Raw genomic sequence first — 26232 nt, 5'->3', positions numbered from 1 at the left:
AAAGCAGTTGCTATCGCAACTGCTTTTTTTTTATTGCTACACTTTACCCAAAACATCTGTTTGGGGTTTAAAATGCGATCTAACTTACTCAGTTCACAAGCTTCTCTTGAACAGAATGTCCTTAAGATCACCAGCTTCTTCTTAGCGGCAATAGGAACTGGATTTACCATTACCAACTTCTTTTTTTTGGATTTACCAAAATTTGGCCTTGTAGATTCTATCTACACACTGGCTTGTATCTATATTTTTTTATCCATCCAGTATGGCCGACATAGGCCTTGGCACTCCGTTCTTTTAATAGCAGGCCTCACTGCTATTCTCACATACAGTCTCGCCTTTGCAGGTGGCTACTCTGTTCTCGTGTTCTGGGCCTTCTGTTTCCCAGCGCTTTACCATATCTTCTTTAACCGCTTTGCTGCTTCTCTGGCAACTTTGGTTTTCTATATTGCTGCCGTCTTCATTCTCGCTTCATATCCTCCCCTTGTTAACTCGACTGCCTATACTCTATTTAACTTTACTATTCCCTACTTTCTTATTTGGGCTATATCTTTTGTCCATGAAGATGTTCAAAGAAAAATAAGAAACGAACTCAGTAATGCTGCGTTATTAGACCCATTAACCGGTGCCAAAAATCGATTAGCGTTAGAAAACGATACCGCCAATAAACATGAATTTATCCGGGATCATTTTTTGATTCACTTCGATCTAGATCACTTTAAACAAGTCAATGACACTTATGGACACGCCGCTGGAGATGAAGTTCTTAAAACTGTCACTCAAAGTATTACTCATTTTCTAGGCAAAGAATCTCTCTACAGAGTAGGTGGTGAAGAATTTTGTGCCATTTTCTCTTCAAACAGCATAGAGGAAGCACTCGAAATGGCTAATGACGTCAGGGTTGCGTTGAGTCAAACTGCTATCCCGATTTCAGAAGATAGCTTATACGTAACTCTTAGCGGCGGTTTGAGCAAGCTGATTGTCAAAGACGGAAGGGTCGCCATCGACGACACAATGAAAGAAACCGACATCGCTTTATACCAAGCAAAAAATCAAGGGCGTAATCAAATCGTTGCCGTTTCTGATTAAATACCTTCCCTGCCGTGAGCAGAATCTAAACTAAGATCTGGCCCCTTGGGTACAGTTTGCACTGGATTAATGCCAGTATGACTATAATAGTAGTGACGCTTGATATGATAGAAGTCGACCGTATCAGCAATACCTTTTATTTGATAAAGTTCTTTCATATATCCATGAAGATTGGTGTAATCAGCGATTCTTTTTTTATTGCATTTAAAGTGACCTACATAGACAGCATCAAATCGGATCAAGGTGGTGAAAAGCCGCCAATCAGCTTCAGTCAACACATCACCAATAAGATAACGATTGGTCGCTAAGTAGTTATCAAGGTGATCAAGTGCATTAAATAGGTTATCAAAAGCTTCTTCGTAGGCCTCTTGAGTCGTTGCAAAACCACAACGATAAACCCCATTATTAATGTTGGAATATATATAAGTATTCCACTCCTCGATAGCTAACTGATGCTTTTTAGGATAGTAATCATCGCTATTGTTTGTAATGTTGTTAAACTCAGTATTGAATATTCGAATGATGTCGGCTGACTCATTACTTACAATCGTTTGATGTGTTTTGTCCCATAATATAGGAACAGTAACTCTCCCTGTATAGTTATTTTGAGCCTGGGTATACATTTGATGTAATCGGGTGTAACCAAACAAAGGTTCAGGTATCGCCATTGTCCAACCTTGATTCATCATGTCAGGACTCACCACGGTAATCTCGATGTGTTTTTCGAGCTGTTTAAGCTTACGAAAGATCAACGTTCGATGTGCCCATGGGCAGGCAAGCGATACATATAAGTGATAGCGTCCTGACTCTGGAATGAACCTGGATTCAGGATGATCTTTTATCCAATAGCGAAACCCCGCATCCTCACGGACAAACTTCCCATTGCTTGACTTGGTATCATACCAAATGTCTTGCCATACCCCTTCAACCAATTTACCCATAATTTACTCCTCAAAAACGATAATTCTTCCAAGTATAAAAAAAACCAACTTAATCTGAAGAAGAAGAAGTTGGCTTTGTTGTTCGAATTATTTGAATCCGCTATTGAAACATTTACTGGGTTTAAGTGGCGTTATATGCTGACCTGCAAACAGGAAACAGCATGAACATCATTACCTTGGATGGTCGGTTTAGTGCTGGCACATGCCTCATTCGCTTGCGGGCACCGAGTACGGAAGACACAACCAGAAGGAGGACTTATCGGAGACGGTAAATCGCCTTCTAGCATGACAATTTTTTTTCTGCGTTCAAGCTTTGGATCTGGGATAGGAACGGCAGACATCAATGCACGTGTGTAGGGGTGTTTAGGGTCGGCAAACAATGCTTTCGACTCCGCTAACTCTACCGCATTACCTAAATACATGACCAGCACACGATCAGAGATATGTTTAACCACCGACAAATCGTGAGCAATGAACACCAAAGAAAGTTTGAGTTCTTTTTGCAGTTCTTTTAAAAGGTTAACAACCTGAGCCTGAATCGATACATCCAGAGCCGATACAGGTTCGTCACAAATGATCATTCTAGGTTTTAGGATCAGTGCTCTCGCAATCCCAATACGCTGACATTGGCCCCCTGAGAATTCATGAGGGTAACGATTGATGACATTTGGTAGTAACCCTACTTTCGCCATCATGGCTTTGACGCGATCCTTAACTTCTTCTGCATCAAGTTGTGGGTAAAATGTCTCCAATGGCTCAGCAATAATATCCCCTACCGTCATGCGCGGATTAAGCGACGCAAGCGGGTCTTGAAAGATCATCTGAATATCTTTCCGTGTTTCTCGGCGCTGAACCTCTTGCATTTTAGTCAGGTCTTGGCCAAGCCACATAACATCGCCATCGGTCGCTTCCACTAGCCCAATAATAGCGCGTGCAAACGTCGATTTACCGCAGCCTGACTCGCCAACAACGCCTAGTGTCTCACCCTCATACAGGCGAATATTGACACCATCAACCGCTTTCAAATTAGACGCTTTACTCCATGGCCAAAGCGATTTTGACGCAATACTAAAGTGAACTTTAAGATCTTTTACATCCAATAATAACGGTTTATTTTCGCTCATTCTGCCCAAGCCTCCCATTTGGAAAAACACGCACGCTGACGGCCATCACCAAATGGCGTCAAAATAGGTGCATCTTGCTTACAACGATCCATTACCCGGTGACAACGCTCTTGATAAGGGCAGCCTTGAGGTAGACGAAGTAAGTTCGGCGGGTTGCCTGGAATAGTCGGTAATATTTCACCTTCTGCATCTAATCGAGGGATTGCTTTTAACAGCCCCTCCGCGTAGGGGTGACTTGGGTTATAGAATATTTCATCAACCGTACCATACTCCATCGTCCGGCCAGCATACATCACCAGTACCTTGTCACACGAACCCGCCACGACACCTAAGTCGTGAGTAATCATGATGATTGCAGTATTGAATTCATCTTTCAGCTCATTGAGCAGATCCATTATCTGTGCTTGAACCGTCACGTCCAAAGCAGTTGTTGGCTCATCTGCGATCAACAGTTTAGGCCGACATAACAGAGCCATGGCGATCATCACTCGTTGCCGCATGCCCCCTGAAAATTCATGCGGGTACATCGTAATACGTTTGCGAGCTTCTGGAATTTTGACCGCTTCAAGCATACGGACAGACTCTTCAAATGCCTCCGCTTTACCCATTCCTTTATGCAGCATTAATACTTCCATTAACTGGTCACTCACCTTCATATAAGGGTTAAGTGACGTCATGGGATCTTGAAATATCATTGCGATCTGTTCAGCTCGCACTTTATTGAGCGCATTTTCTGGCAAGTTGAGAATTTCGTTGCCTTCAAACTTAGCACTACCTGTGATAATTCCGTTCTTTGCCAATAACCCCATAATGGCGAAAACGGTTTGGGATTTTCCTGATCCGGATTCACCAACGATACCCAGAGTTTCCCCTTGATTGAGGGAAAAATTTAAATCGTTAACTGCGGTGACGATACCATCTTGCGTGGTGAATTCGACGCGCAGATCTTTGACATCTAACAAGCTCATCATTGCTTCCTTAATCTTTTATAGATCTTATAATTTGGTGCTTTTCATTATCTGTCTTTTGGATCCAGCGCATCGCGCAGACCATCACCCACATAGTTAAAGCAGAACAAAGTCACGACCATAAATGCGGCAGGAAATAACAGCTGCCAGATTGCGATTTCCATTGTTTGCGACCCTTCTTGCAAAAGGGCGCCCCAACTTGTCATCGGTTCCTGAACACCAAGACCAAGGAATGAGAGGAAAGATTCAGTTAAAATCATACTAGGGATCAGCAACGTAGAGTAAACAGCAACAATACCCAATACATTCGGTACAATATGACGAGTAATAATTTTCCACTTACTCACACCACACACGTGCGCTGCCTCAATAAATTCTTTGCTACGCAGACTCAGAGTCTGACCACGTACAATGCGCGCCATGTCAAGCCAAGCAATTGCGCCAATCGCCACGAAGATAAGAATGATATTGCGACCAAAGAACGTGACCAAGACAATCACCAAAAACATAAAGGGCACGGCATAAAGAATTTCAAGTATGCGCATCATTACTCTATCGGTTCGACCACCAATAAATCCAGAAGCTGCGCCATATAAAGTACCAATCAGCACAGCGACAAATGCCCCCATCACACCAACCATAAGTGAAATTCGACCACCAATTAAGGTTCTTACATAAAGGTCTCTTCCCAAACTATCAGTACCAAACCAATGCTCAGCACTTGGTCCCACATGCATCGAATACCAATCAGTATCATCAAAGGTATAGGGGGCAATCATTGGTAAGAAAATCACCGCTAACGTCATAATAAACAGGATGAATAAACTTATCATCGCTGCTCGATTACGCATAAATCGAATGCGAGCATCTTGCCATAGGCTACGACCTTGGATTTCTAATTCTTCAGAGAATTTTTCTATCGCTTCTAGGTTTTCTTTTTTGGTTAACATACATCCAACTTCCTTGTTAGTAGCGAATTTTCGGGTCGATCATAGCCAGCAAAACATCTACCACTGCATTAAATAAAATAAACAAGAAACCAATCAAAATAGTGATCCCCATTACCAGCGAGTAGTCTCGGTTGAAAGCAGCATTGACAAATAATTTTCCAATACCCGGTAAACCAAATATGGTTTCTATGACGACTGACCCTGTAATGATGCCGACAAAAGCAGGCCCCATATAAGAGACAACAGGAAGAAGTGCCGGTTTGAGTGCATGTTTGACGACGATGTAGCGGTAACTTAATCCTTTTGCCCGAGCAGTACGAATAAAGTTGCTGTTTAAGGTTTCAATCATCGAACCACGCGTAATACGAGCGAAGGTTGCAATATAAAGAAATGACATACCAAGAACAGGAAGCACCATGTATTGCACTGCTCCGCCATTCCAACCTCCAGCAGGAAACCACCCTAGCCAAATAGAAAAGACATAAATAAGCACGGGAGAAAACACAAAAGAAGGTAGCACAATACCAATCATCGAGGTCGACATAATAGTATAGTCGAGCCAAGTATTCTGCTTAAGCGCCGCTATTGTGCCAATGAATACCCCCACTATCACAGTAAAGATAAACGCGAAGGTCCCAACCTTAGCTGACACTGGTAGAGCATCTGACACAAGCTCATTCACGCTATAATCTTTGTATTTAAAAGATGGTCCAAAGTCACCTTGTAGGATGTTACCTAAATAGGTGGTGTACTGTTCAAATACAGGCTTATCTAAACCATATTTCTCATTAATATTTTGCATCACTTCTGGAGGAAGTGTCTTTTCAGAAGAGAAAGGGTTACCAGGCGCAAAACGCATTAAAAAGAATGAGACGGTAATCAACACCAATAAGGTCGGAATTGCTTCGAGAATTCGAGAGAAAATTAACTTTAACATAATACAACTCACATCTAAAAAACAGTGTGCCAATAACACGAGCTATCAGCACACTGGGTTTCGGTACTCAGAGACTATTTTTTGATAAGGTATAGGTCTTTCGAGTAGACATTATCCTGAGGGTTTTTCTCGGGATATCCTCCAATCTGAGCACTAACTAGACGTGATTTTACATACTCATAGATTGGCGCGATCGGCATGTCCTTAGCTAATTGTGATTCCGCCATTGCGTAAAATTGGTTACGTTCCTCATCAGTTTTCGCAACAGTTGCAGCATCATTCATCGCTTTATCGTAAACAGCACTTGAATACTTCTGATCGTTTTGTCCGTTATCCGTCATGGCCACACTTAGAAAGGTTGATGCTTCGTTATAATCTGCGCACCATCCGGCGCGGCGAACATCAAAATCTCCCTGTTTAGAACTTTCTAAATACGTTTTCCACTCTTGATTTTCAAGTTTGACACTCACAAAACTTCCAAGCGACTTTTTCCACATTGACTGTACCGCAACGGCGATTTTCTTATGATTATCATCCGTATTGTAGAGCAAAGTAAAATCAAGCGGGTGACCACTATTAAACCCAGCCTCTGTGAGCAACTCTTTTGCTTGAGCCACTCGCTCTTTTTGTGTCATTTTCGCATATTCTGGTGCGTCAGGTGAGAACCCAGTAATTCCACTATGAGTCAGACCATAGGCCGGTAATTGGCCTTGACCTAAGATAGCTTTGGTCACAATATCTCGGTCGATGGTATAAGATAATGCTTTGCGTACACGAGCGTCGTCAAATGGTGGGCGTTTGTTATTAAAACCGTAGTAATAGGTACAAAGGTAAGGAGAAACCGCGACATTTTGCGGGTATTCTTTAACAAGACGACGGAACTGCTCATTTGGCAACTCGTCTGTCATATGTATTTCACCAGAGAGAAAGCGATTCATCTCTGCATTCTGGCTTTCAATAGGAAGATAGGTTACTTTATCGATAACAGTATCACTATTATCCCAATAGTCTTTATTGCGTTCTAGGACTATCTTTTCATTTACAACCCAATCTTTAAGGGTGTAGGCGCCATTAGATACATAGTGCTCAGGCTTGGTCCAGCTATCTCCATATTTTTCAACCGTTGCTTTGTGTACTGGATACATAGTGGTATGAGCCAGCATTTTCACTAAGTGCGGCAGCGGGATTTCAGTTTCTAGGACTAAGGTTTGAGCATCCACTGCTTTTACACCAAGCTCATTCTTATCTTTCTTACCAACAATGACATCACTGGCATTTTTAATTTTGGCGTATTCGATATACCACGAATAAGGAGAAGCTGTTTTTGGATCAGCCGCTCTTTTGAAACTGTATTCAAAATCGTACGCAGTGACAGGATCGCCATTTGACCACTTGGCATCTTTACGAATTTTGAAGGTAAATGTTTTGTTATCTTCGGTTGTCCAAGATTCAGCAGCACCAGGAATAGTTTTACCCATAGCATCTTGAATAACCAAACCTTCCATCAAATCGCGCAACACATTTGATTCAGGAACCCCTTCTGTCTTTTGAGGGTCAAGTGAAGATACTTCCGCACCATTACCGCGTACCAATTCTTGCTTTTTTGCTAATTTAGTGCCTGATGGAACATCTGCGGCGAAAGTATAGCTAGAAGTGGCAGCAACTGCCAAACTTGCCCCAAGAAGAAGAGCTTGAGTGATCTGATTCTTGTACATGCGTAAACTCCGATTTTTTCAATTTGCATCCATGACGTCTTCGTAAGTCTACTTATATTAAAGAGTGATTTAGAATTATTTAGTGTAAAAATTAAGAACAAAACACTAAAACCTTACGAAGATTGCAGCACACATTATCAATCCTCCACCCGATTTGCCATAAAAATGTAGCAAAAATCCGCTTAATTCTCCGATCCATGCAACATTTTGAAAAAAATATTACTCAGGATATAGATTCCCGCTCATTAAGGATTTTAATTATCTTGAACAAAATCGCAGTATCAACATGTATAGTAAAGTGTCTATTAATTGTCTTATCGATTCGTTTATTAAAAAATTAATTAACAATAGGAAAACAAAAAAATAATATATAGACTTCATTTCGATGTGTTTTTAACATGTTTCACCAGGTTGCTGGTGGTAATTTACGTTCACCAAAAGATTCTAAATCGGTATTACCGGTTAAGACGTATTTATGCCCCTAGAGTGATACTGCTTTTTAGATCGCAACCTCTACCAAGACGCTAGGAATAATTGGATTTATCGGCAATCAATCGATTGCTTGATTTTCTGGACATAAGTGCTTCTTTGGGCAGCCCACTCTCTAGCTGCACTTGGGATGTCCAAATGTTTTATATCCACCAGAGCGGCAGCCAAAGCGACATCACTATTGGTCAGTTGGAACTTCTGGACAGCACTATAAGCACATTGTGAACGCGCCTTAAGCCCAGTAGATATCGCTATTTTTAACCACCCTCCTTTTGGGTTTCCGCAATCCCAAGGGTATTTATCATTCATCCCCCATTTTGGATCGTCTTCACATGCCTTATGATAAGGCGGAAACTCAACAAAACTTCCTGGGTATGTTGACTCAACCCAATTCGGGGTCCAGTTAAAAATAAGCAGTGGCTTTTTACGAGAAATGTATTGATGTATTTTCTCATTGATTGCATCACCATCCGGAAGTACTACCACTTTAAAATTAAGATGTAATGCGCGTATCCTAGCATTATCAGGTTTTTCCCATGGTCCTGTATAAAAAGTACCGAATTGTTCTCCTGGCTCAGAAAAAATTGCATGACACTTTTCTAAAGCACGCCAGTCCGGTAAACCCGGACATAGTGGCTCTACGTAGTCCGGATACCACCACTCTTCTCGTGTCTGCGCTTTGTGAGTGCCACCATCATCAATCAGTTTTTTGTGTAGCAAAGACTGGAATTGAGGTCCCATCGACCCCTCCCATACCTCGACTTGGATATCCGCTTTTCCCGTACTGAGATACATCCATTGTGGTGTGGATGGAATCGCAATAATTTCTGTTTTGACGTTTTTAGACTCTAAGATATCGGCCAATACATGAGTCAATACACGCTGACTGGACCAATCCAATTCCAATAACTTCACCGTTTCAGAGCTTGCAACAGACGAAAAGAGACAGATAAGTACCATGGCCCATTGACGAATATATTTGACCATATTGACGCTCCGGATTTGTTTCCTATTTATAGAATAGGTCAAACTGCGCCACCTAGTATGTTGGGACGCAGTTTTATCAATAAAAATCAGGGGTTATCTTAACTTGAAATTTGCCACTAACCTTTCAAGCTCATAGTTTGATTCATTTAATGACTCGGTTGATGTCACAGTCTGCTGGCCACTAGTCACCAATGAATCAACGATCTCTCTGATAGACATCATATTTTTAGTAAGCTCTTCCGCGACCGTACTTTGCTGTTCTGTTGCCGCTGCTATCTGGGTACTCACGTCGTCAATCTCTTTTACTGAATTCGTCATCAGCCCCAGACTTTCTGATACCTCAGAGGTTTTTTCTGCGGTTGACTGACACTGTGCTTTAGTCACTTTCATAGCACTCACAACTCGCTCTGTACCATCGAGCAACTGACTCAACATCTCTGAAACTTCAGAGGTACTGTTACGTGTTCTTGCCGCTAAGGCTCTAACTTCATCCGCAACAACAGCGAATCCACGTCCTTGTTCTCCAGCCCTGGCAGCCTCAATCGCTGCATTCAAAGCGAGTAGATTTGTCTGCTCCGAAATCTCACCAATAACAGTAAGCACTTCACTAATACGGTTTGCGTCTTTTCTCATGCTGATAATTCGCCCAGCCATATCATCCACCTCTGTAACCAGCGTACTAACGGTTGAGACCGCATTATTGACAATATTTAAAGATGACTGGGCTTTCATACTCGTCGAGTCAGTTATTCGATTTGACTGGTGAACATTCTCAGCAACGGCACGAGCGCTTTGGCTCATTTGAGTAATCGCGGTCACTACTTGTTCAGTCTCACTCGAATGGATAAGCAGTTTAGACTCATTGTCCTTTGCTGTATCTTTAAGCTCAACTAGATTAGTTGATATATTCTCACTTGCTTGAGAAATATTCAGCATCATTTTTTGTAGACTTTGGACAAAATCATTAAAGCTTTGGCTAATTTTCCCCAGATCATCATGGCTTGTCACCTCAAGACGCTGAGTTAGGTCGCCATTACCCTGAGAAAGGTCAAACACCGCGGCCTTAAGGATAAGTAAAGGTTTATACGCAAAGTGAACAATGACAAAAATGGAACCAAAGCTGACTATGAACAGTAATGATCCAATAAGAATTGCTTCTCGCACCTCTCTTTCTACTTCAACCAAAGCCGTTGCTTGATCTACAAAAACCATTAAAGTCCAATACATATCACTAGTCAGATTAACTCTTTGGAAATATCCATCAAACTGAATTCCGAGATAAGGGAAAGATAAATGGCCATTGTGTTGATTAGAAAATAACTGCTCCATTTCGGTATAATCGCTGCTCACTTGTGATGGTGTTTTTCCAATATTATTTGCATCATCACTTGCGACAAATACTGCATTTCTATCCGTTAGTGTTGCTGCTCCCCCAGCGAAACGCATAGTACTAACGGTACTAATAATCTCTCCAAGCTGAATATCACCAAGTAGAACACCAATCACGTTACCATCTTGCTGAATTGGCATGGTCACACTCACCACTTTTTCGCCTGTCACTTTATCTTGGTAGATATCAGTTAAAGTAACAGAGGAGGCTATTTTCGCAGCTTGGTACCAATCTCTATTACGAAAGTCGAAGGTATTACTTCCCTCTATCGACATATAATTACGACCGTCTTCATAGGTGACGATAACATTAGCAAATCCTGCTGTTTGTGCCAGCAAAGTGACCAGTTTATGATTTTCAGCATCTGTTATATTCGTCCCAAACTGCTTAGCGCCTAACGTAATAGCATTAATACGAAAATGCATCATTTGCTCAAGCTCAATCACATGAAAGTTAAGTTTATTCTGAGTTTCACTGACCAAGCCTGCTATCATTTTTTCTTTCATTGAAAGTATGTTTAAGGTGCCAAGAACGATGAGAGAAATCGTTACTAGTAATCCAACCCCAAGATAGATACGAGTTTTAAAACCTATATTCATTGCGCTTCCTCATTACATATACGAGCACATAAACCAACGTAAGGATGCAATCAGGTCTGTTATTTTAATTGTTGTTGAGTCGCCAAATTAGGTGCATTTTGAGACTTTTACCACATTAAAACCATCAATACATCCAGCCAGCACTACCTTATATTCACATGACAAAAATATGCAACAAATATTATATTTTGATGGTTTATATCTAATGCTATTTGCCCGTGAAAATTAGGATTTGAGGGAGTTTGATTTGGGGGGAGTTTATTTGGAATATAATTTTCCATAGGGTGGATGGATGGTACTACTTATAACCATCCATGGATACATTAGCGAGTTGAAGCTTCCAACGTCACTCCAGTAAATGAAGAGTAGCCATTTAACATCACATAGAATGTTCCGGGTAAGCCACTAGCGAAGGTGCAAGTTTCACTATTCCCGTACCGATAAGGTCGACAATCCCAATTTTGCTTGCTCGCCTTTGAACCATATTTAACATACATATCTACATCACCAGTACCGCCAGCAATTTTTATGTCGACCGTTTTTTGCGCAGTTAACTCAAAAACAAACTGGTGTTCACTGCCTGAGGAGCCAGACAATCCAGTTACTGGTATACCATCTTGCAATACATTATCTGTCGGAGGATTTCCACCTGAAGCATTACCCATTTCAACTGCATAGACTAAACCTAATTTTGTAAACTTCGCCGCGTGAGCACCTGTTGGATCAGAATTTTCAAGAGTATCTCTAGAGGTATGGATCTTGCGGTTAGAATCACTGAACTTAGACTCAAACGGCATTGCCGCTGAATAACCTGCATTATGCCAAGATGCATGATCAGAGCAGGCATATCCGCAACGATCATAATCATAGCTTAGGGACGGCAAATACTCATCAAGCAAATTGGTCAAAAACTGAGTCAAACTGCTATCTGTGTAATCAGATATAAAGACAATATCTTGAGCGGAGCCTTTATGATTGGTCATATCTAACTGTAATACCGATACAATATTTTTCCCCTGCGACCGATAAGTATTAGCGATATCCTGTGAACCTCGTAAGCCAACTTCTTCTGCAGCATAAGCCATAAATGCCATCGAACGCTTGGGAGCAAAGTTGTTTTCCGACAATACGCGGATAATCTCAGTAACACTAGCGATGCCAGATGCATCATCATCTGCGCCTGGTGCAATTGAGTTCTCGTTAGTTCTGGGGCCGATAGTTGAATCTAAATGACCACCCATCACAATCCATTCATCAGGGCTTTCCGTTCCCTCAATAGTCAAAATTACTGATTTTTGGTTATATCCGGAATGAGAAAACTGTGTAACATTTGCATTCGCAAGCCCAGTAGTTAACGTTCTCCATTCATTTGCAATCCAATCTGATGCTTGTGAGCCAGACGTAGTGGTATAGAACCTATTATTGAAGCTCATCAATGATCGAATAGTCTGTGTAATTTCTGCTGAATTAACTTGTGAAAGCCAAGGAGAGACCAACGTTTGTTGAGATAGCATCGGAATAGTGAAGGTATTTAATGTATCAGGCGTGGCACTTGCGGCCATCGCACTTTGTAAAGAGGGGTGGACCATGTAACCACCACAACGATGATGTTCTTCATGCATGTCATGGGATAATCCAGCCAATTGAGTTTCATCGACCTGGCCTACCCACACTCTACCACTCGTCGCTAAGGATGCAGGTAAAACAGACGTAGCACCAGATTTTGCAATGGCCTTTGAGGCATCTGAGCCTATCGATATCCATACTTTATCCTCTGCGTTAACACTTGTCGCAGTTACAGAAAGTGCTATAGCCAAAAACGCGTTAGTGTATTTCATTATCTCCTCCATGGAGTTTTATAAAACACTCAAAATTTAGGATAATTATTTACTTTTTGAGAATAATTCCATTTACACCAGAGTGTTTCCATTAGTTGTCACACTTATGTCATTAAGTGGGTATTAAAAAAGGGTGCCTGAGCACCCTTGGCTATTTCTTTTACTTCTTGCCCACCGAAAGTGTCACGCCGGAGAAGCTGCTATAAGCACGAAGCATAATGTAAAGATCTTCGTTGACCTTCACAGCATCACAAGATTCAGTGCTCCCCGAACGATAAGGTCTACAATCGTAGACACTTGTGGTTGGCTGCTGCCCAGACCGCACGTATAAGTCAGCATCCCCTGTGCCAGAAACGATAGAAACTATTACTTCTGAAGTCCTAGTAGCAGCTGGAAGAACAAACATTCTTTCTTCACCTTTAGCCATCGAAAGATCAGATAATGGAGTATCCAAACTTAACTCTGTAATATCATTACCTGGAGGCTGCTGTCCTACTGAACCATCAGGTAAGACATTGCCAAAGTAGCTCGAAACCTTCGGCCAAATCTTACTGATTTTTACCCCCTGGTTTTCGCAACCACCAAAGTGGTGCAACGCGATTGCTTTATTATTAGAGGTTGTTAATACTGGTGATCCAGAAGAACCACCAATTGTGTCACAGAAATAACCAGTGTCTGTATTAGAGCCTCGGCCATTGGCAGAAGCTAAGTCAATCTGACACATACCTGAACCATTTTTATCACTTTCAATCGACAACTCTTTAGGGTTACCCGCTCCGTGCTGAGGAATATAGATACCGTCACCAAAAACAGGTTCAGAGGCATCTAAGCCAAGATAACCAAATGATGAAATCTTGGAAAAATCATCAACTGTAAAAAGAGTGTAATCCAAGGTGTAATCCGTACTCAGTATTTCATTTCCCATAACTTTGACAGGTATAGCGTTGGAACCATTACAACTTGTACGCTGATAGTTAAACCATACCTCGGTATTTTTCAATTCTGATGCACTTTCGACACAATGATTATTGGTAAACATATGATTATTTGGACCCACTCGCCATGCCGTACATAAGCTTCTACCATTGATCAAAATACGAGCTACAGGAGAGCTCCAAGCAACTTTATCTGGATGTGTATCCTCCCAACAAGCGACATCTCGGCGTTCATTAACTCCACAGGTTGAAAGCATCGTAACCTCTTGCTCAGCTGTATCCCTGCCCGCCATATAGTAATCAAGCTCAAATTGTCCATAATGACCTTTTGAATTGGCGACTAATTCAATAACCAAAGAATCCCCTGATATCGACTGAGCAAACCAATCAATCTGGCTTGCGTTATACTCCACCTTCTCTCCAGTTGTAGGTGATTTAACTCTCAGAAGAGCACCTCGAGGTAAAGAGAGTTGTTTAAAGTGAAGTTTTATAAAGGAGGCACCTTTATGCTTAACAGTTTTAGTTAATTCATTGCCAGATATCCCTTTTAACTCAGCATGTGACAAAGTGTATTTCACTTCATCTGCAATCACAGGGATTGCAGTATCAGCCACCACTACTGGTGAACTAATACAAGCTAAAACCAGCCCAACGCTACCTAAATGTGTGTTCATTGGTAAGTCCCTTTCTAGGTTTATTTGAATAGTCCCAAAATCAACCTTATGCGCTTAAAACCAAGAAGCAACAAATTTCATATTTATCGTTTAGTAAAAAAAAATTTACACTTTAGTTTTTTAAGGATAAATAAAAAGGCACTCATAGAGTGCCTTGATAGATTAAAAAATATTTGAAATCAGAGCTTAAAAGTTGATACTTTTATTATCAATTCACCAGAAAGAGCTTTAACAGAGCCCGCTTCTTCAGAACTTTCTTGAGCACTAGTAACCAATTGATCAGCAACTTCTTTGATAAGTGTGATGTTTTGCGTTACCTCATTGGTGACATGAGTTTGCTCTTCTGCGGCAGTTGCAATTTGGGTCGCCATATCACTAATGTTCTGAACTGAAGTATTAATTTCTTCAAGAGCAACGCTCGCTTTATCAGCATCTTCTACAGAATGGGTTGCGAGATCTGAACTATTTTCCATTAGCTTAACTGCATTGCTGGTCGTAGCTTGTAAAGTATCTATAGTTGCTTTAATTTCCTCAGTTGAATCATGTGTTCGTTGCGAAAGCACTCGGACTTCATCCGCCACAACAGCAAACCCTCTTCCTTGTTCACCTGCTCTTGCGGCTTCTATAGCTGCATTAAGTGCCAGCAAGTTAGTCTGCTCAGCAATACCTTGAATCGTAGCTAACACAGTTGAAATCTCCAGAGAGTGGCGGTTTAATTCACCAACAACATTACTTGCTTCTTGCAGCTCTTTAGCTAAACGGTGAATCGAATTCTTATTCTCCAGCACCACAGTCCTACCATTTTCGGTGTTTTTAGCAGAATCTTGGGCAGACTGCGCCGTCTGCTCCGCATGGGAGGCAATTTCAGTAGTCGCTGATGCCATTTGCGTCACAGCCGTCGCTACCATTGTAATTTCTTGTTGCTGTTGATTTATCTCATCAACATTACGATTTGCGCGTCGATTACTGACCTCTGATTGTTGTGATAAGCTATCAGATTGCTCACGAATATGGCTAATCAGACTCTGCATACTACCAACAAATATGTTGAAGTTATTGGCCAACTGTCCAACCTCATCTGTACTATCAATATCAAGTCTCTGGGTTAAATCACCACTACCATGAGCTATCTGCTCCAATGCATTAGAAACTCTTGTCAATGGTCTAAACAAGATGCCACACAGAATGTTGAACAGAAATGTGCACAAAATGACAACCAATATTGTCACCACGATTTGCCCCCACATGGCGCTGTGTAAAGGGGAGACCAGAGATTCACGATTAAGCACAGTGACGGTAATAAGCGATGTCCCCTTGATTGGAGAAGCATACACAACACTAAGTTCACCATTAACTTCAGTGAATATATCATTACCAGAGTTCATGGCCCTTTTAATATCTTCAAAGTCTAAACCAAGTTGCCGAATGGGTTGATTGAGCAATTTAGTATCGCTATGAGTAAAAACATTGCCTTGCTGATTAGCAATAAACATGTATCCCTCACCTGGTAATATGACCTTATCCAACCCAGAAATGATATCTGTAATTTCAACATCAGCACCTAGAACAACTCGCCCTCCTCCCAAACTAACCACACCACCGAGTGACACAACATTTGCACCAGTTGCTGCCGCTACAGTTGGGTTATCCATAAAAACCTGACTCGGTGTCTTCATCGCATTTATATACCAGCCCCATTTTCGAGGATCATCATTTCCTGGGGGCAGCACGACACCATTTGCATTTTTCTGAGAGCCATCCGGAAAGGCTAGGAAGACATTATCAAGTCCGGCAGAATTTTTGACCTGCTTAAGATTGCTAATAATGTCATTCATATTAACATCCGGTACAATTGACGTTAACGCGCGTTCTTTTGATTCGATCCAATCAGATACATATTGGTTATAAGACGCAGTAGAACTCTCCAGCCGCTGCGTTACTTCGATATCTAAACGTTGTAAAGATGCTTGAAAAGACAGTAGCTCAACCAGAGAACCACCAAAGATAATGGCCACACCCGCGGACATGGCTAGCTTATTCTTTAAAGACAAGTTTTTAAACATAACACAACCTTGCTGACTGTTAGTTAACCGAGCTCTATTAAGCTTTAGTTGTTAGCCCTTTCAATTGCAAAGAATCTGCCTAACCCTATCAAATTTATCTACTCGAAAATTTGTTATGTGAGCCTCTTAATTACTGGGGCAACGACCTCGCCAATAACATCAAATATTTGAAGTGACTCGAAAGTGATAAGGCTTTCCTACAGATGTTTCCGCAACTATGGGCACAAGGTTGTATATCAACATCACGAGATGATGTTAAATTTATTTTTAACTAAATAATATCGATATTACTGCTAGGTTGAGATCGTTAAACGCACATTTATTATGCCTTCAGGCCATAAATAATACTTGCAAGGAGATATTATGAAACCCTGTATGACGTTCGACATTGCCATTACAAGTCTTTTTATGCTCAGCTCATTCGGTGTCTATGCACATGGTTGGGTGGAATATCCAAACGCTCGACAAAATATTTGTTACCTCGATGGTGGCTTTTGGGATAATCGCATTCCAAACGCTGCATGTCAGGCAGCATACGATAAATCTGGCGCTTATCAATTTGTCCAACGTAACGAAATAGCGATTAACGTCAGTCAGTATTGGGATATGGACCAAGTCAAAGCAGCGGTAAAAGATGGTAGTTTATGCGGTGCAGGCGACCACGCTAAGTCCGGACTAAATATAGCCTCCCCCGATTGGCAAAAGACTCCTATTTCACTCAACTCAAGTCACCAGCTAGAACTTATATTTCATGCTACAGCGCCTCACAACCCATCGTATTGGGAGTTCTACCTAAGTAAAAGTGATTATGATGATACTCGACCACTAACATGGGCAGATTTAGAATTAGTTGACACAGCTGGGAATATTACTGTTAATTCAGAAAACAACTATGAGATAACGATTAATTTCCCCCCCAACCGAAGTGGGGAAGCTATTCTATTTACCCGATGGCAACGTGAAGATCCTGCAGGAGAAGGGTTTTATAACTGCAGCGATATTTCTTTTACTACTGATAAAGCTCAGCCAAAATTAAACTCGTTTACAACCAATAAGCCAATCGAAAACCTATCCGTGCTCAACTATTATATTCCACAGGGTTTTGGCCCTGTCGAAGTAGGAGATACCATACGCTTGCGTATATTTAACCAAGACGGCCACGAGCAACATGATCTTGAGTTCATAATTACAAACAGCAACATCGCAAAGAACACATGGGCAACTGAGCTTGCTGCCAAATTCAACAGCACTAGTTCCGATCATTGGTATATAGGGATTTGGGATAAAGAGATGAATCACTATATGTTTGATTCCAAAAGTCTATACGTAAATCAGATTCACGGCCCATCACCTAACTTTAACTATCAGCTATCTTTGATAAAAAACCAATATCCAAATTAGTCAGTACAGTGCTTAATCTACGCTAGCTCAACATATGATTGGCTATGCTACTCCAGAGGCTGACTTTCTATCAGCGATGACTTGTCCATCTTTAATGGTGATCACCCGCTTGGTACGTTCAGCCAAGGCATTGTCATGAGTAACAATAATCAATGTTCGACCCTGTGCATGCAGATCGTTAAACAAACTCTCAATTTCTGCCCCAGATTTTGAATCAAGAGCACCTGTGGGTTCATCAGCCAAAATAATTTGTGGGTCATTAACCAATGCCCTAGCAATCGCTACTCTTTGCTTCTGTCCTCCAGACAATTGATTAGGCTTATGATCCATTCGATCGCCAAGCCCTACTTGCTTAAGTAACTCAGCAGCACGTCGGTTACGCTCTTTCGCTGGGATACCAGAATAGACCAGAGGAAGAGCCACGTTATCAATCGCTGTCGCATACTCTAGTAGGTTAAAACTTTGGAATACAAAGCCAATTTTCTGGTTACGAATCGCAGCGAGTTGATTGCTCGTGAAAGAAGCCACATTTTGCCCATCGAGTTGATAACGTCCTTGTGTTGGTTTATCTAAACAACCAATCATGTTCATTAATGTCGATTTGCCAGAACCTGACGGTCCTAGTATGGATAAATACTCACCTTGAGCAATATTGAGTTCAACTCCATCTAACGCTCTGACTTCAGTTTCACCACTCGAATAGAATTTACATATATTAGTGAGTTTAACTAATATATTCTCAGCCATATCTGCATTAATCTCTAGGTTATTCACTCTGCAGAGCCTCCATCGGGGTCACTTTTGCGGCGCGATTAGCTGGTAACCACGCGGAAACAACACCCGTAATAATCAAAGTTACAATCACAATTGCCACCACCAACCAAGATAACTCTGGCACTGGACTACCAAGGTGTTCGTAAAACATGTTCCCTTCGAGATCAATCGCGGCAATAGCCCATACAAGCAGATAAGTTACTGCGAACCCAAGAGTGCCTCCTATCGACATCGTCATTAATGACTGAACTAAATAGTGCAAGCGAATCGCGGTAGGTGTTGCCCCAACAGCCATGCGGACCCCAATATCTCGCGTCGAACGCTTTACCATCGCATACATAACATTGGCGATTCCTACCCCCGCTACCGCTAGAGTTACAAACCCAATAATGCCCAAAAAGCTCTGTAAACCCACAAGAAACTTTCGCATACTTTTTTGGTCAAGAAACATATCTTCTACTTGAACAACCTGTGCATCTTCAACACTTGCCCCATGCTTGCGAGACAAAACCTGACGTATAGTGTCAGCAAGCTTAGTGCGAACAGCCCACTGATAAGGTTCAACGTTAATCCCCAAAATGTCACCGTCAGGATGATAGCGCCTCCATGTAGAAAGAGGGACAAAACTCGAATAATCGATAGGATCGCCTTGTTCTATATTGGCACTATTTTTTTTCAAAATGCCTATTACAGTGAATTCCTCATCGCCGATTTTGACTTTTTCACCCACTGGATTTACCTTGAGCGTCACAGTATCAAACCAGCTTTCACGTTCATCTGGATTGAAAAACTGGGCTGCGAGTGAATAGCCCAGCACTACAACCTTGCGCTGCTCTTGCTGATCAATAGGATTAAACCAGCGGCTTCCTGCAAGAGGCCGTAGATTAGTCATCGACTTAAATTCATTCACTACCGCAAGTGGCTGACGCCATGTCCTCTTATCGCCGACAGTAATATCCTCTTCCCATTCTGCCGTTGGGGCTACAGCCTTTACTTCTGGAAGAGCACGTATAACTTCAGCATCGTCTATTTTTAGCTTCAGTGACTTACCATTATAAAAACGGCCAAAGTCCTTAGTCGCAATCCCTCCTGTAAGATAAATCAGGTTTCCATTACCATTTTGAGCAGTTTTCATTACACCAAGGCGGATTCCTTCACCAACAGCTAACATGCCCGCAATACATAAAGTTGCCCATGCAACAGCAAGAATGGTTAAAGCCAATCTCAGCTTTTCAGACGCCATTTCTTGAAAAATTTGCCTTATTGGTAGCCACATAAGTTAAACTCTGGCACTTAATGCAATAACAGGCGTCAATCGAGATGCCCGCCTTGCGGGAAAATAGGAAGCAAGCAATGCAAGACAAAAAGTCACAAACAACGCCATTAAAATTGACTGTGGAGTGACAACAGGCTCACCTATCCAATCTGGTAAGTTCATCATTGATAAGACTACAACTAAGCCCAAGGAAAGCATTAGGCCCAGAAAGGTTCCTATGGCGACGAGGATTAACCCTTCAAAAATAAACTGAGTAAGTATTACGCTTGGAGTTGCCCCTACTGCAAGTCGAACACCAATTTCTCTTGTTCTTTCAGTTACCGATAAAAACAAAATATTCGCGACACCGAGAGCACCTACTGCCATAGTCATGGCACCACTAACTGCGAGAAAAATCTGAATACCTCTCAAGATACTGATGATGACATCAGAACTATCGCTCATATCAATAAAAGACAGCGCGTCTTGGTCCATTGGATCAAAATGGAGCTGTTGAGCATAAAATGCGACAATATTTTGCCTAAAAAAAGTGGTTTCAACATCATAAGCAGGCTTGGTTAATAGCATCCAAATTTTATCATTCCAAAGTTCGCGATAAGTGGTTTGAGGAATGAATACTCTGCGACTGTCACCAAATGAAATACCGCTGCTTTCATCATCCAAAATACCAATCACCCGAAAAGTAATCCCATTGACTTTCAATTCCTCACCCACACTAAGCGCACTCATTTGAGCAAGTTGATCTCCAATGATCGCTACTCTGGTGTGATTTTTAATGTCACTTGGAGAAATGTTTCTAGAGCCCAATTGAAGGCTGCGTTGCCTCAAAGGAAAATAGCCTGAACCGATTCCAGCAACATTGGATGTGATCTCTTGTCCCAACATATTAGAAACATTGGCATCCCATTTTGCATAAACGGCAGATGCATCCGCAACAAAATTAATCTGTTTAAGCTGATCCACATTGTCTTGTGACAAGCTAATTTCTCGCCGTGCTGGCATCCCTTGCCATGGTTTACTTGTCCTTGAAGGGAAAGCTATTTGAGTATCATTGATCATAAATGCAAAGGACTGACTTTGTTGGCGGTAAAAACCCTCTCCTAGAGCCATTAAGGTCACAACTGAAATAACGCCCCAAGAAATGGCGACGACGGCCAAGATGCTTTTAGTTCGATGGGCAACGATTGTCTGCCAGGTTTGCAGCAGCAGAACATTCATAATTGCAAGGCCTGCGAGATGGTCAAAATCGTCTCGTCATTTAGCTGACCTGCCGTATATAAGAGACTTATCCTCTCTAACCAATAGCTATATAAATTCGTCTCTAGGCTAACTTTTGCTTCATAGAAGCTGTTATGAGCATTAATAACATCTGACGCTTCTGATTTACCTGCATCATATAGCTTCTCTTTACTACTGAGAACTTTGGCATTCGATTCAACGAGATCATTAGCAATCAATACACGATCCCAATTTATACTGACTTGGGTGTATTGCTGCCTAATTCGTTTCTCAATGTCAATTTCTACTTTGCGCTTATCTTGCTTAGCTTTAAGCACATTGAGTGATGCTTCTTCTACGTTTGCCCGTGTTGACCCATTCAGGTCAATTGGCAGGTTCAACGTTAAACCTGCATTAAATTCACCATCTGAGTACCTATCATCGTCACTGTATCCCAAATTACCCTTAACAGTGGGATAATATCCACCTTGAGCTGATTGACGATCAAACTCACTAACTTTGATACTTTGTACTACTGCCAACAATTCTGGGCTATGATCCTTGGCTAACTTTAACCACTGATGTTCAGATTTAACCAGCATTGGTGGTTCAGAAAGAGAGTCGGTCGAAATTTGTTCTACTTGGTCAGGAATTTGATTAATAAGGGCCGTTAGCTCTGCAGTTTGAGTTTGCAAGTTACCCTTAGCTTCAAGAATATTCGCTCGTTCTAAGATTTGATTGGCTCTTATCTCTTCAACATCTACCGATGTCACTCTACCAGCGCGGTAACGCTTCTCAATAATTTGTAACAGCTTATGGCCTTCAGCAAACTTATTTTCTGCCAGTAGTAACTCACTTTGAGCACTTGCAACCTGCAAGTAGGTCGACAACACTTGCTGTGCCAAAGAATCTCTTGCTTTAGCCAATTCGAGCTTAGTTTTTAGGTAGCTTGCCTGCGCACTATCTAAGTTTGACCACAAACTGCTATCCCAGATAGTTTGAGATACACCTAAACTGTATGAATCGGTGTTATCGGTGTCCTGATTCCAATTCGCTGAAGCACTTGCATCAAGAGATGGAAGTAAAGCACTTTGACCAGATGAAACAACCGTTTCTCCAATCTGTACATCAATATGCGCTATTTCATAATCAGGAGCATTTGTTTTTGATAACTGCCAAGCTTCTTCCATCGTAAGAGAAAAACAAGAGAAACTGAAAGTGAGAGCAAATAGGACACTCACTCGGCTTAAAAAATATCGACTAGTCATGATTATTTCCCATCATGCTATTATCAATTATCTCCTCACCCAAGCTTACCCCTTCGAGCACTTCAACATTAATTCCATCCGATAAACCCAACACGATTTTCTGCTGGTGAAACCCTTCATCTGAACCGTCTGAAATTAAAACGCTGGGAGTATTACCTGTAAACTTGAGGGCTCTTTCTGGCAGAGTTAATACATCCTGAGATTTTTCAAGGATAATTTTTGCTGTTGATGAAAAACCAGAACGCAAAGTAATCTTGTCAGGAATCCGGAGCTCGCCTACTTCTATTTCGAAGCCATTATCAAAGCTCTTAGACGTATTCGTATCATCTGGTGTATTTAGTTTTTCCGACTGAATGGCAACTTTGGTCAATACCCCCAGGATTTCAAGGTCTGGATAAGGTGCAACCGATAGTGTTGCTAGCATTCCTGGCTTGAGCTTCGCTGCATCATGCTCACTCACGCTACCTTTAAATATCACGCTATTCATATCAGCCAACGACATGAGCTCAGAGGCAGCTTGACTTGATGCCGTTGATATAATCGGCTCCCCAACTTCTATTTTTCGATTAAGAACCGTACCATTGATGGGCGCTACAAGAGTAGAAGTTAAGTGCTTATCGCCAATTAGCGCTTCCCCACTTTGAATTAACTCTAAATTTTGGCGCTTTTGCAATACATCCGCTTTAGCAGACTTAACCTCAGAGCGAGCACTAACATACTCATCATAGTTACTCGGAATAACTCCTTGCTTTAATAACTTGGCTAAGTTTGCCAATTTTTGCTTAGCCGATTCAAGTTCAGCTTCACTACGCATCAAGTTGGTAGAAGCATCCGTCAACTCTTGGGGAGTCGGGTTGGGGCTCACTTTCACTAGGGGCTGCCCTTGCTTAACCACTTGCCCTACTTGAACGTATATCTCTCCAACGATACCTTCGATTGGAGATTTAATTGAGATCGCATGCGAAGGAACAATTTTCCCCACAGCCATTGCCTGTTTTTCGATCGTCCCTTTTTCTACTATCAAAGTAGGCAATGTTTCTGGCTTCACCGAAGATTGCAAGTAGACAAAAATACCACCACCAAGAAATGCAACACTCGCAATTGTTATTAGCCAAGACTTAGCCATACTTAACTTCCAATTATTATTTGTGTAGCCATGTGACTACATAGTTATTCATTAGTTCCTCCATGGTATCAATTAACATGTTGCATAGGCATCACAAAGCGTCTTTTTTAACAGACTTTTTACCCCGATGATTTTCGACACACAAATGATAGTAACAATTTAGCCACTTTCGCCTGCCTTTATTTAACCACTATTTGAAAACCGATAATTGACCCTATAAGCATTCAATAACAACACGTTAATGAAAAATTAATAACTAAACAATAATAATAAATCTCTATATTAGAACCAATATCTCATTCGTAATATTAATAAAATTTACATTTTGAACCGATAACACATATAAAACCAATTGCAGTTATTTTTATTCTCAATCACCACTAATCTGGACACGCACTTTTTACCCCAACTAACTGAAATAATTATAAAGGTGAAGTATGCGTAATGTTAATTTACTTCTGTTGCTACCAATAGCATTTGGTTCTCAAGCAGCAAACATTGTTGATTACTCGCAAGTCGATCTCTCTCATGTACTCAATCAATCAAGGTCTAAAAATTATTCACCATATAATCAACCATTAGCGTATTCAGACAGCAATTATGTGCAAGCAGGTTCCACCACTCTACTGCGGAAGCAGCAACTGCATTTTGGTGTTCCAGTGTACGGCAAATCCATTGTTGCTCAGCTCTCAGATCAAGGTGATATCACCCCCATTGATGGACAAGTTCTCACTGGCATTGATACAGACATTGACTCTACTCTGCCTATGTTTAGCGCCAATCAAGCTATAGAGCTGGTAAAGAACACCAATCAAGGCTTTGCCTCACAAACAATGGGTGAACCAAGAGCTAATCTGATGATCTGGCAAGACTCACAACAGGTAGCTCACTTAGTCTACAAAGTTGATCTTGTGCAAATAAAAGGAATGGCTCCCTCGAGGCCTATTACATTAATCGATGCGAAAACGGGTGAAACCCTCGATCAATGGGAAGGCATAGCATTTATCGAAGCCGAAGGGCCTGGAGGTAACCAAAAAAGCGGCCAATATTACTTCAGCCCAACAACACATTATGGCGGTTTTGAAGTCAACCAATACTGTCAGATGGACAGCCAAAACGTCAAAACCATTGATATGAACAACCAACAATTCGGAGGAAAAGTTCATCGGTTCAACTGCAACACCAACAGTACTCGAGCTGTCAATGGTGCATACGCTCCAATGAATGATGCACAATATTTTGGTCAACGAGTCTTCGATATGTATAAAGATTGGTTAAACACTAAACCAATACAACAAAAGCTAACGATGCGCGTACATTATGGGACAAGTTACGGTAATGCCTTTTGGGACGGACGACAAATGACATTTGGTGATGGCAACCAATCAATGTACCCGCTTGCAACTTGGGATGTCATAGCTCATGAAGTCAGCCACGGTTTTACAGAGCAAAACTCTGGCCTAGAATATCGTGGCATGTCCGGAGGAATGAACGAATCCTTCTCGGATGTTGCAGCTGCTGCGCTTAGCCAATATGTAAACGGAAGTTTTAATTGGAAGATGGGTGAACATGTAATGAAGTATTCCGATGCGATGAGATACTTTATACAACCAAGCAAAGACGGGACTTCTATCGATCATATCAACCAATACTATAATGGCATTGATGTTCACCACAGCTCCGGTATTTTCAATAAGGCTTTTTACCATTTAGCCACAAGCCCAAATTGGGACATCCAAAAAGCGTTCATTGCCTATGCAACGGCTAACCAATTATATTGGCAAGCAAATTCTAACTTCCAGCAGGGTGCAGAGGGCGTCTGTAAAGCAGCAGAAAAACTTGGCTATGAAAGTTCAGCTGTTCACAGTGCTTTTGCGCAAGTGGGTGTTCAAGTAACAAATTGTACGTCAAACCAGCCCAATCCAACACCAACACCAACACCAACACCAGATATTACCAATTTAGTAATCAACATACCTGAATCTATCGATCCACATGGTAAGGATGAACAGCACTTTATTTTAGAGAATGCTCCTAGTGAAGATATATGGGTTCAGACTTACAACGGTTATGGAAACGTAGATATGTATGTGGCAATTAATAGACGCGCTTCACTAAATGACTATGACTGTTCATCAACAAATGCAGATAATGGTGAATATTGTGGCTTCAGCGGAGTCGGACAGACGCATATATACATTATGGTCAAAGGTGCTACAGGATCGTCTGACGCTTATGTCGGTGTCAGTGCCTACCTTGATGGACAAGATCCACAACCTCAACCACAAGATACTTGTTCAGCTTTGAGTGAATGGTCATCGAATGATTACTATCCACAAGGTATGCAGATTCAATATCAGGGTAATCGTTTCACCGCCATTCAAGATAGCTGGGGAGCAGACCCATACAACTATTACTGGTATTGGTTATTTGAGGGAAGTTGTTATCAATAAAGAATATGGAGCTCTCAACT

The 26232-nt window shown here is 41.4% G+C and carries 19 protein-coding genes; 3 read left to right on the top strand and 16 right to left on the bottom strand.

What is annotated here, in order from left to right:
• Positions 1–72 precede the first annotated feature (72 nt).
• Positions 73–1086: a GGDEF domain-containing protein gene (locus tag KO511_RS13900; protein WP_215988013.1), complete on the top strand. Its 1014-nt coding sequence runs from the start codon at positions 73–75 to the stop codon at positions 1084–1086.
• On the opposite strand, the gene KO511_RS13895 is transcribed toward KO511_RS13900, so the two are convergent.
• The 11 genes from KO511_RS13895 to KO511_RS13845 form a co-directional block, all read right to left on the bottom strand.
• Entirely contained in the window at positions 1083–2027 is a 945-nt protein-coding gene (locus KO511_RS13895; RefSeq protein WP_215988012.1) for a glutathione S-transferase family protein, read from the bottom strand. The genes KO511_RS13900 and KO511_RS13895 overlap by 4 nt on opposite strands.
• Positions 2028–2158: 131 nt before the next feature.
• Positions 2159–3151: a murein tripeptide/oligopeptide ABC transporter ATP binding protein OppF gene (gene oppF / locus KO511_RS13890; RefSeq protein WP_289847793.1), complete on the bottom strand. Its 993-nt coding sequence runs from the start codon at positions 3149–3151 to the stop codon at positions 2159–2161.
• Complete coding sequence (locus tag KO511_RS13885; RefSeq protein WP_076585029.1) at positions 3148–4119, bottom strand: ABC transporter ATP-binding protein; 972 nt, start codon at positions 4117–4119, stop codon at positions 3148–3150. The genes oppF and KO511_RS13885 overlap by 4 nt, the downstream gene beginning before the upstream one ends.
• 47 nt (positions 4120–4166) lie before the next feature.
• Positions 4167–5069: an oligopeptide ABC transporter permease OppC gene (gene oppC / locus KO511_RS13880; RefSeq protein ID WP_215988010.1), complete on the bottom strand. Its 903-nt coding sequence runs from the start codon at positions 5067–5069 to the stop codon at positions 4167–4169.
• Between the two features lie 16 nt (positions 5070–5085).
• On the bottom strand, positions 5086–6006 hold the full coding sequence (gene oppB, locus KO511_RS13875; protein ID WP_215988009.1) for an oligopeptide ABC transporter permease OppB: 921 nt from the start codon (positions 6004–6006) through the stop codon (positions 5086–5088).
• Between the two features lie 74 nt (positions 6007–6080).
• Positions 6081–7721 (bottom strand): ABC transporter substrate-binding protein, encoded by a 1641-nt coding sequence (locus KO511_RS13870; protein ID WP_215988008.1) that lies wholly within the window; start codon positions 7719–7721, stop codon positions 6081–6083.
• A gap of 540 nt (positions 7722–8261) precedes the next feature.
• Entirely contained in the window at positions 8262–9197 is a 936-nt protein-coding gene (locus KO511_RS13865) for an ABC transporter substrate-binding protein (RefSeq protein WP_215988007.1), read from the bottom strand.
• Between the two features lie 93 nt (positions 9198–9290).
• A complete protein-coding gene (locus KO511_RS13860; RefSeq protein ID WP_215988006.1) occupies positions 9291–11186 on the bottom strand; it encodes a methyl-accepting chemotaxis protein in 1896 nt (631 codons plus the stop codon).
• A gap of 323 nt (positions 11187–11509) precedes the next feature.
• Complete coding sequence (locus tag KO511_RS13855; RefSeq protein ID WP_215988005.1) at positions 11510–13024, bottom strand: M20/M25/M40 family metallo-hydrolase; 1515 nt, start codon at positions 13022–13024, stop codon at positions 11510–11512.
• A 160-nt stretch (positions 13025–13184) separates the two neighbouring features.
• Positions 13185–14633 carry a serine protease gene (locus KO511_RS13850; RefSeq protein ID WP_215988004.1) on the bottom strand — a complete coding sequence of 483 codons (1449 nt, stop codon included), beginning with the start codon at positions 14631–14633 and terminating at the stop codon, positions 13185–13187.
• Between the two features lie 179 nt (positions 14634–14812).
• Positions 14813–16696 (bottom strand): methyl-accepting chemotaxis protein, encoded by a 1884-nt coding sequence (locus tag KO511_RS13845; protein ID WP_215988003.1) that lies wholly within the window; start codon positions 16694–16696, stop codon positions 14813–14815.
• Between the two features lie 363 nt (positions 16697–17059).
• Here KO511_RS13845 and KO511_RS13840 point away from each other — a divergent pair, with 363 nt between their 5' ends.
• Entirely contained in the window at positions 17060–18097 is a 1038-nt protein-coding gene (locus KO511_RS13840; RefSeq protein ID WP_252724376.1) for a lytic polysaccharide monooxygenase, read from the top strand.
• A gap of 42 nt (positions 18098–18139) precedes the next feature.
• Here KO511_RS13840 and KO511_RS13835 read toward each other — a convergent pair whose 3' ends face one another.
• From KO511_RS13835 to KO511_RS13815, 5 genes are read right to left on the bottom strand one after another with little or no spacing between them, the layout of a single operon-like run.
• Positions 18140–18844 (bottom strand): ABC transporter ATP-binding protein, encoded by a 705-nt coding sequence (locus tag KO511_RS13835; protein WP_215988032.1) that lies wholly within the window; start codon positions 18842–18844, stop codon positions 18140–18142.
• A gap of 19 nt (positions 18845–18863) precedes the next feature.
• Positions 18864–20147: an ABC transporter permease gene (locus tag KO511_RS13830; RefSeq protein ID WP_215988002.1), complete on the bottom strand. Its 1284-nt coding sequence runs from the start codon at positions 20145–20147 to the stop codon at positions 18864–18866.
• Between the two features lie 3 nt (positions 20148–20150).
• Entirely contained in the window at positions 20151–21365 is a 1215-nt protein-coding gene (locus KO511_RS13825; protein ID WP_215988001.1) for an ABC transporter permease, read from the bottom strand.
• Complete coding sequence (locus KO511_RS13820; RefSeq protein WP_215988000.1) at positions 21362–22633, bottom strand: TolC family protein; 1272 nt, start codon at positions 22631–22633, stop codon at positions 21362–21364. Before KO511_RS13820 ends, KO511_RS13825 begins: the two co-directional genes overlap by 4 nt.
• Entirely contained in the window at positions 22626–23759 is a 1134-nt protein-coding gene (locus tag KO511_RS13815; RefSeq protein ID WP_215987999.1) for an efflux RND transporter periplasmic adaptor subunit, read from the bottom strand. Before KO511_RS13815 ends, KO511_RS13820 begins: the two co-directional genes overlap by 8 nt.
• 437 nt (positions 23760–24196) lie before the next feature.
• On the opposite strand from KO511_RS13815, the gene KO511_RS13810 reads away from it, so the two are divergent.
• On the top strand, positions 24197–26212 hold the full coding sequence (locus tag KO511_RS13810; protein WP_215987998.1) for a M4 family metallopeptidase: 2016 nt from the start codon (positions 24197–24199) through the stop codon (positions 26210–26212).
• The last annotated feature ends 20 nt before the right edge of the window (positions 26213–26232 follow it).

The sequence above is a fragment of the Vibrio hepatarius genome (genome assembly GCF_018860525.1).
Taxonomy (GTDB): Bacteria; Pseudomonadota; Gammaproteobacteria; order Enterobacterales; family Vibrionaceae; genus Vibrio; species Vibrio hepatarius_B.
Note: the sequence above shows the minus strand (reverse complement) of the source record. Positions and strands in the feature narration are given on the sequence as shown.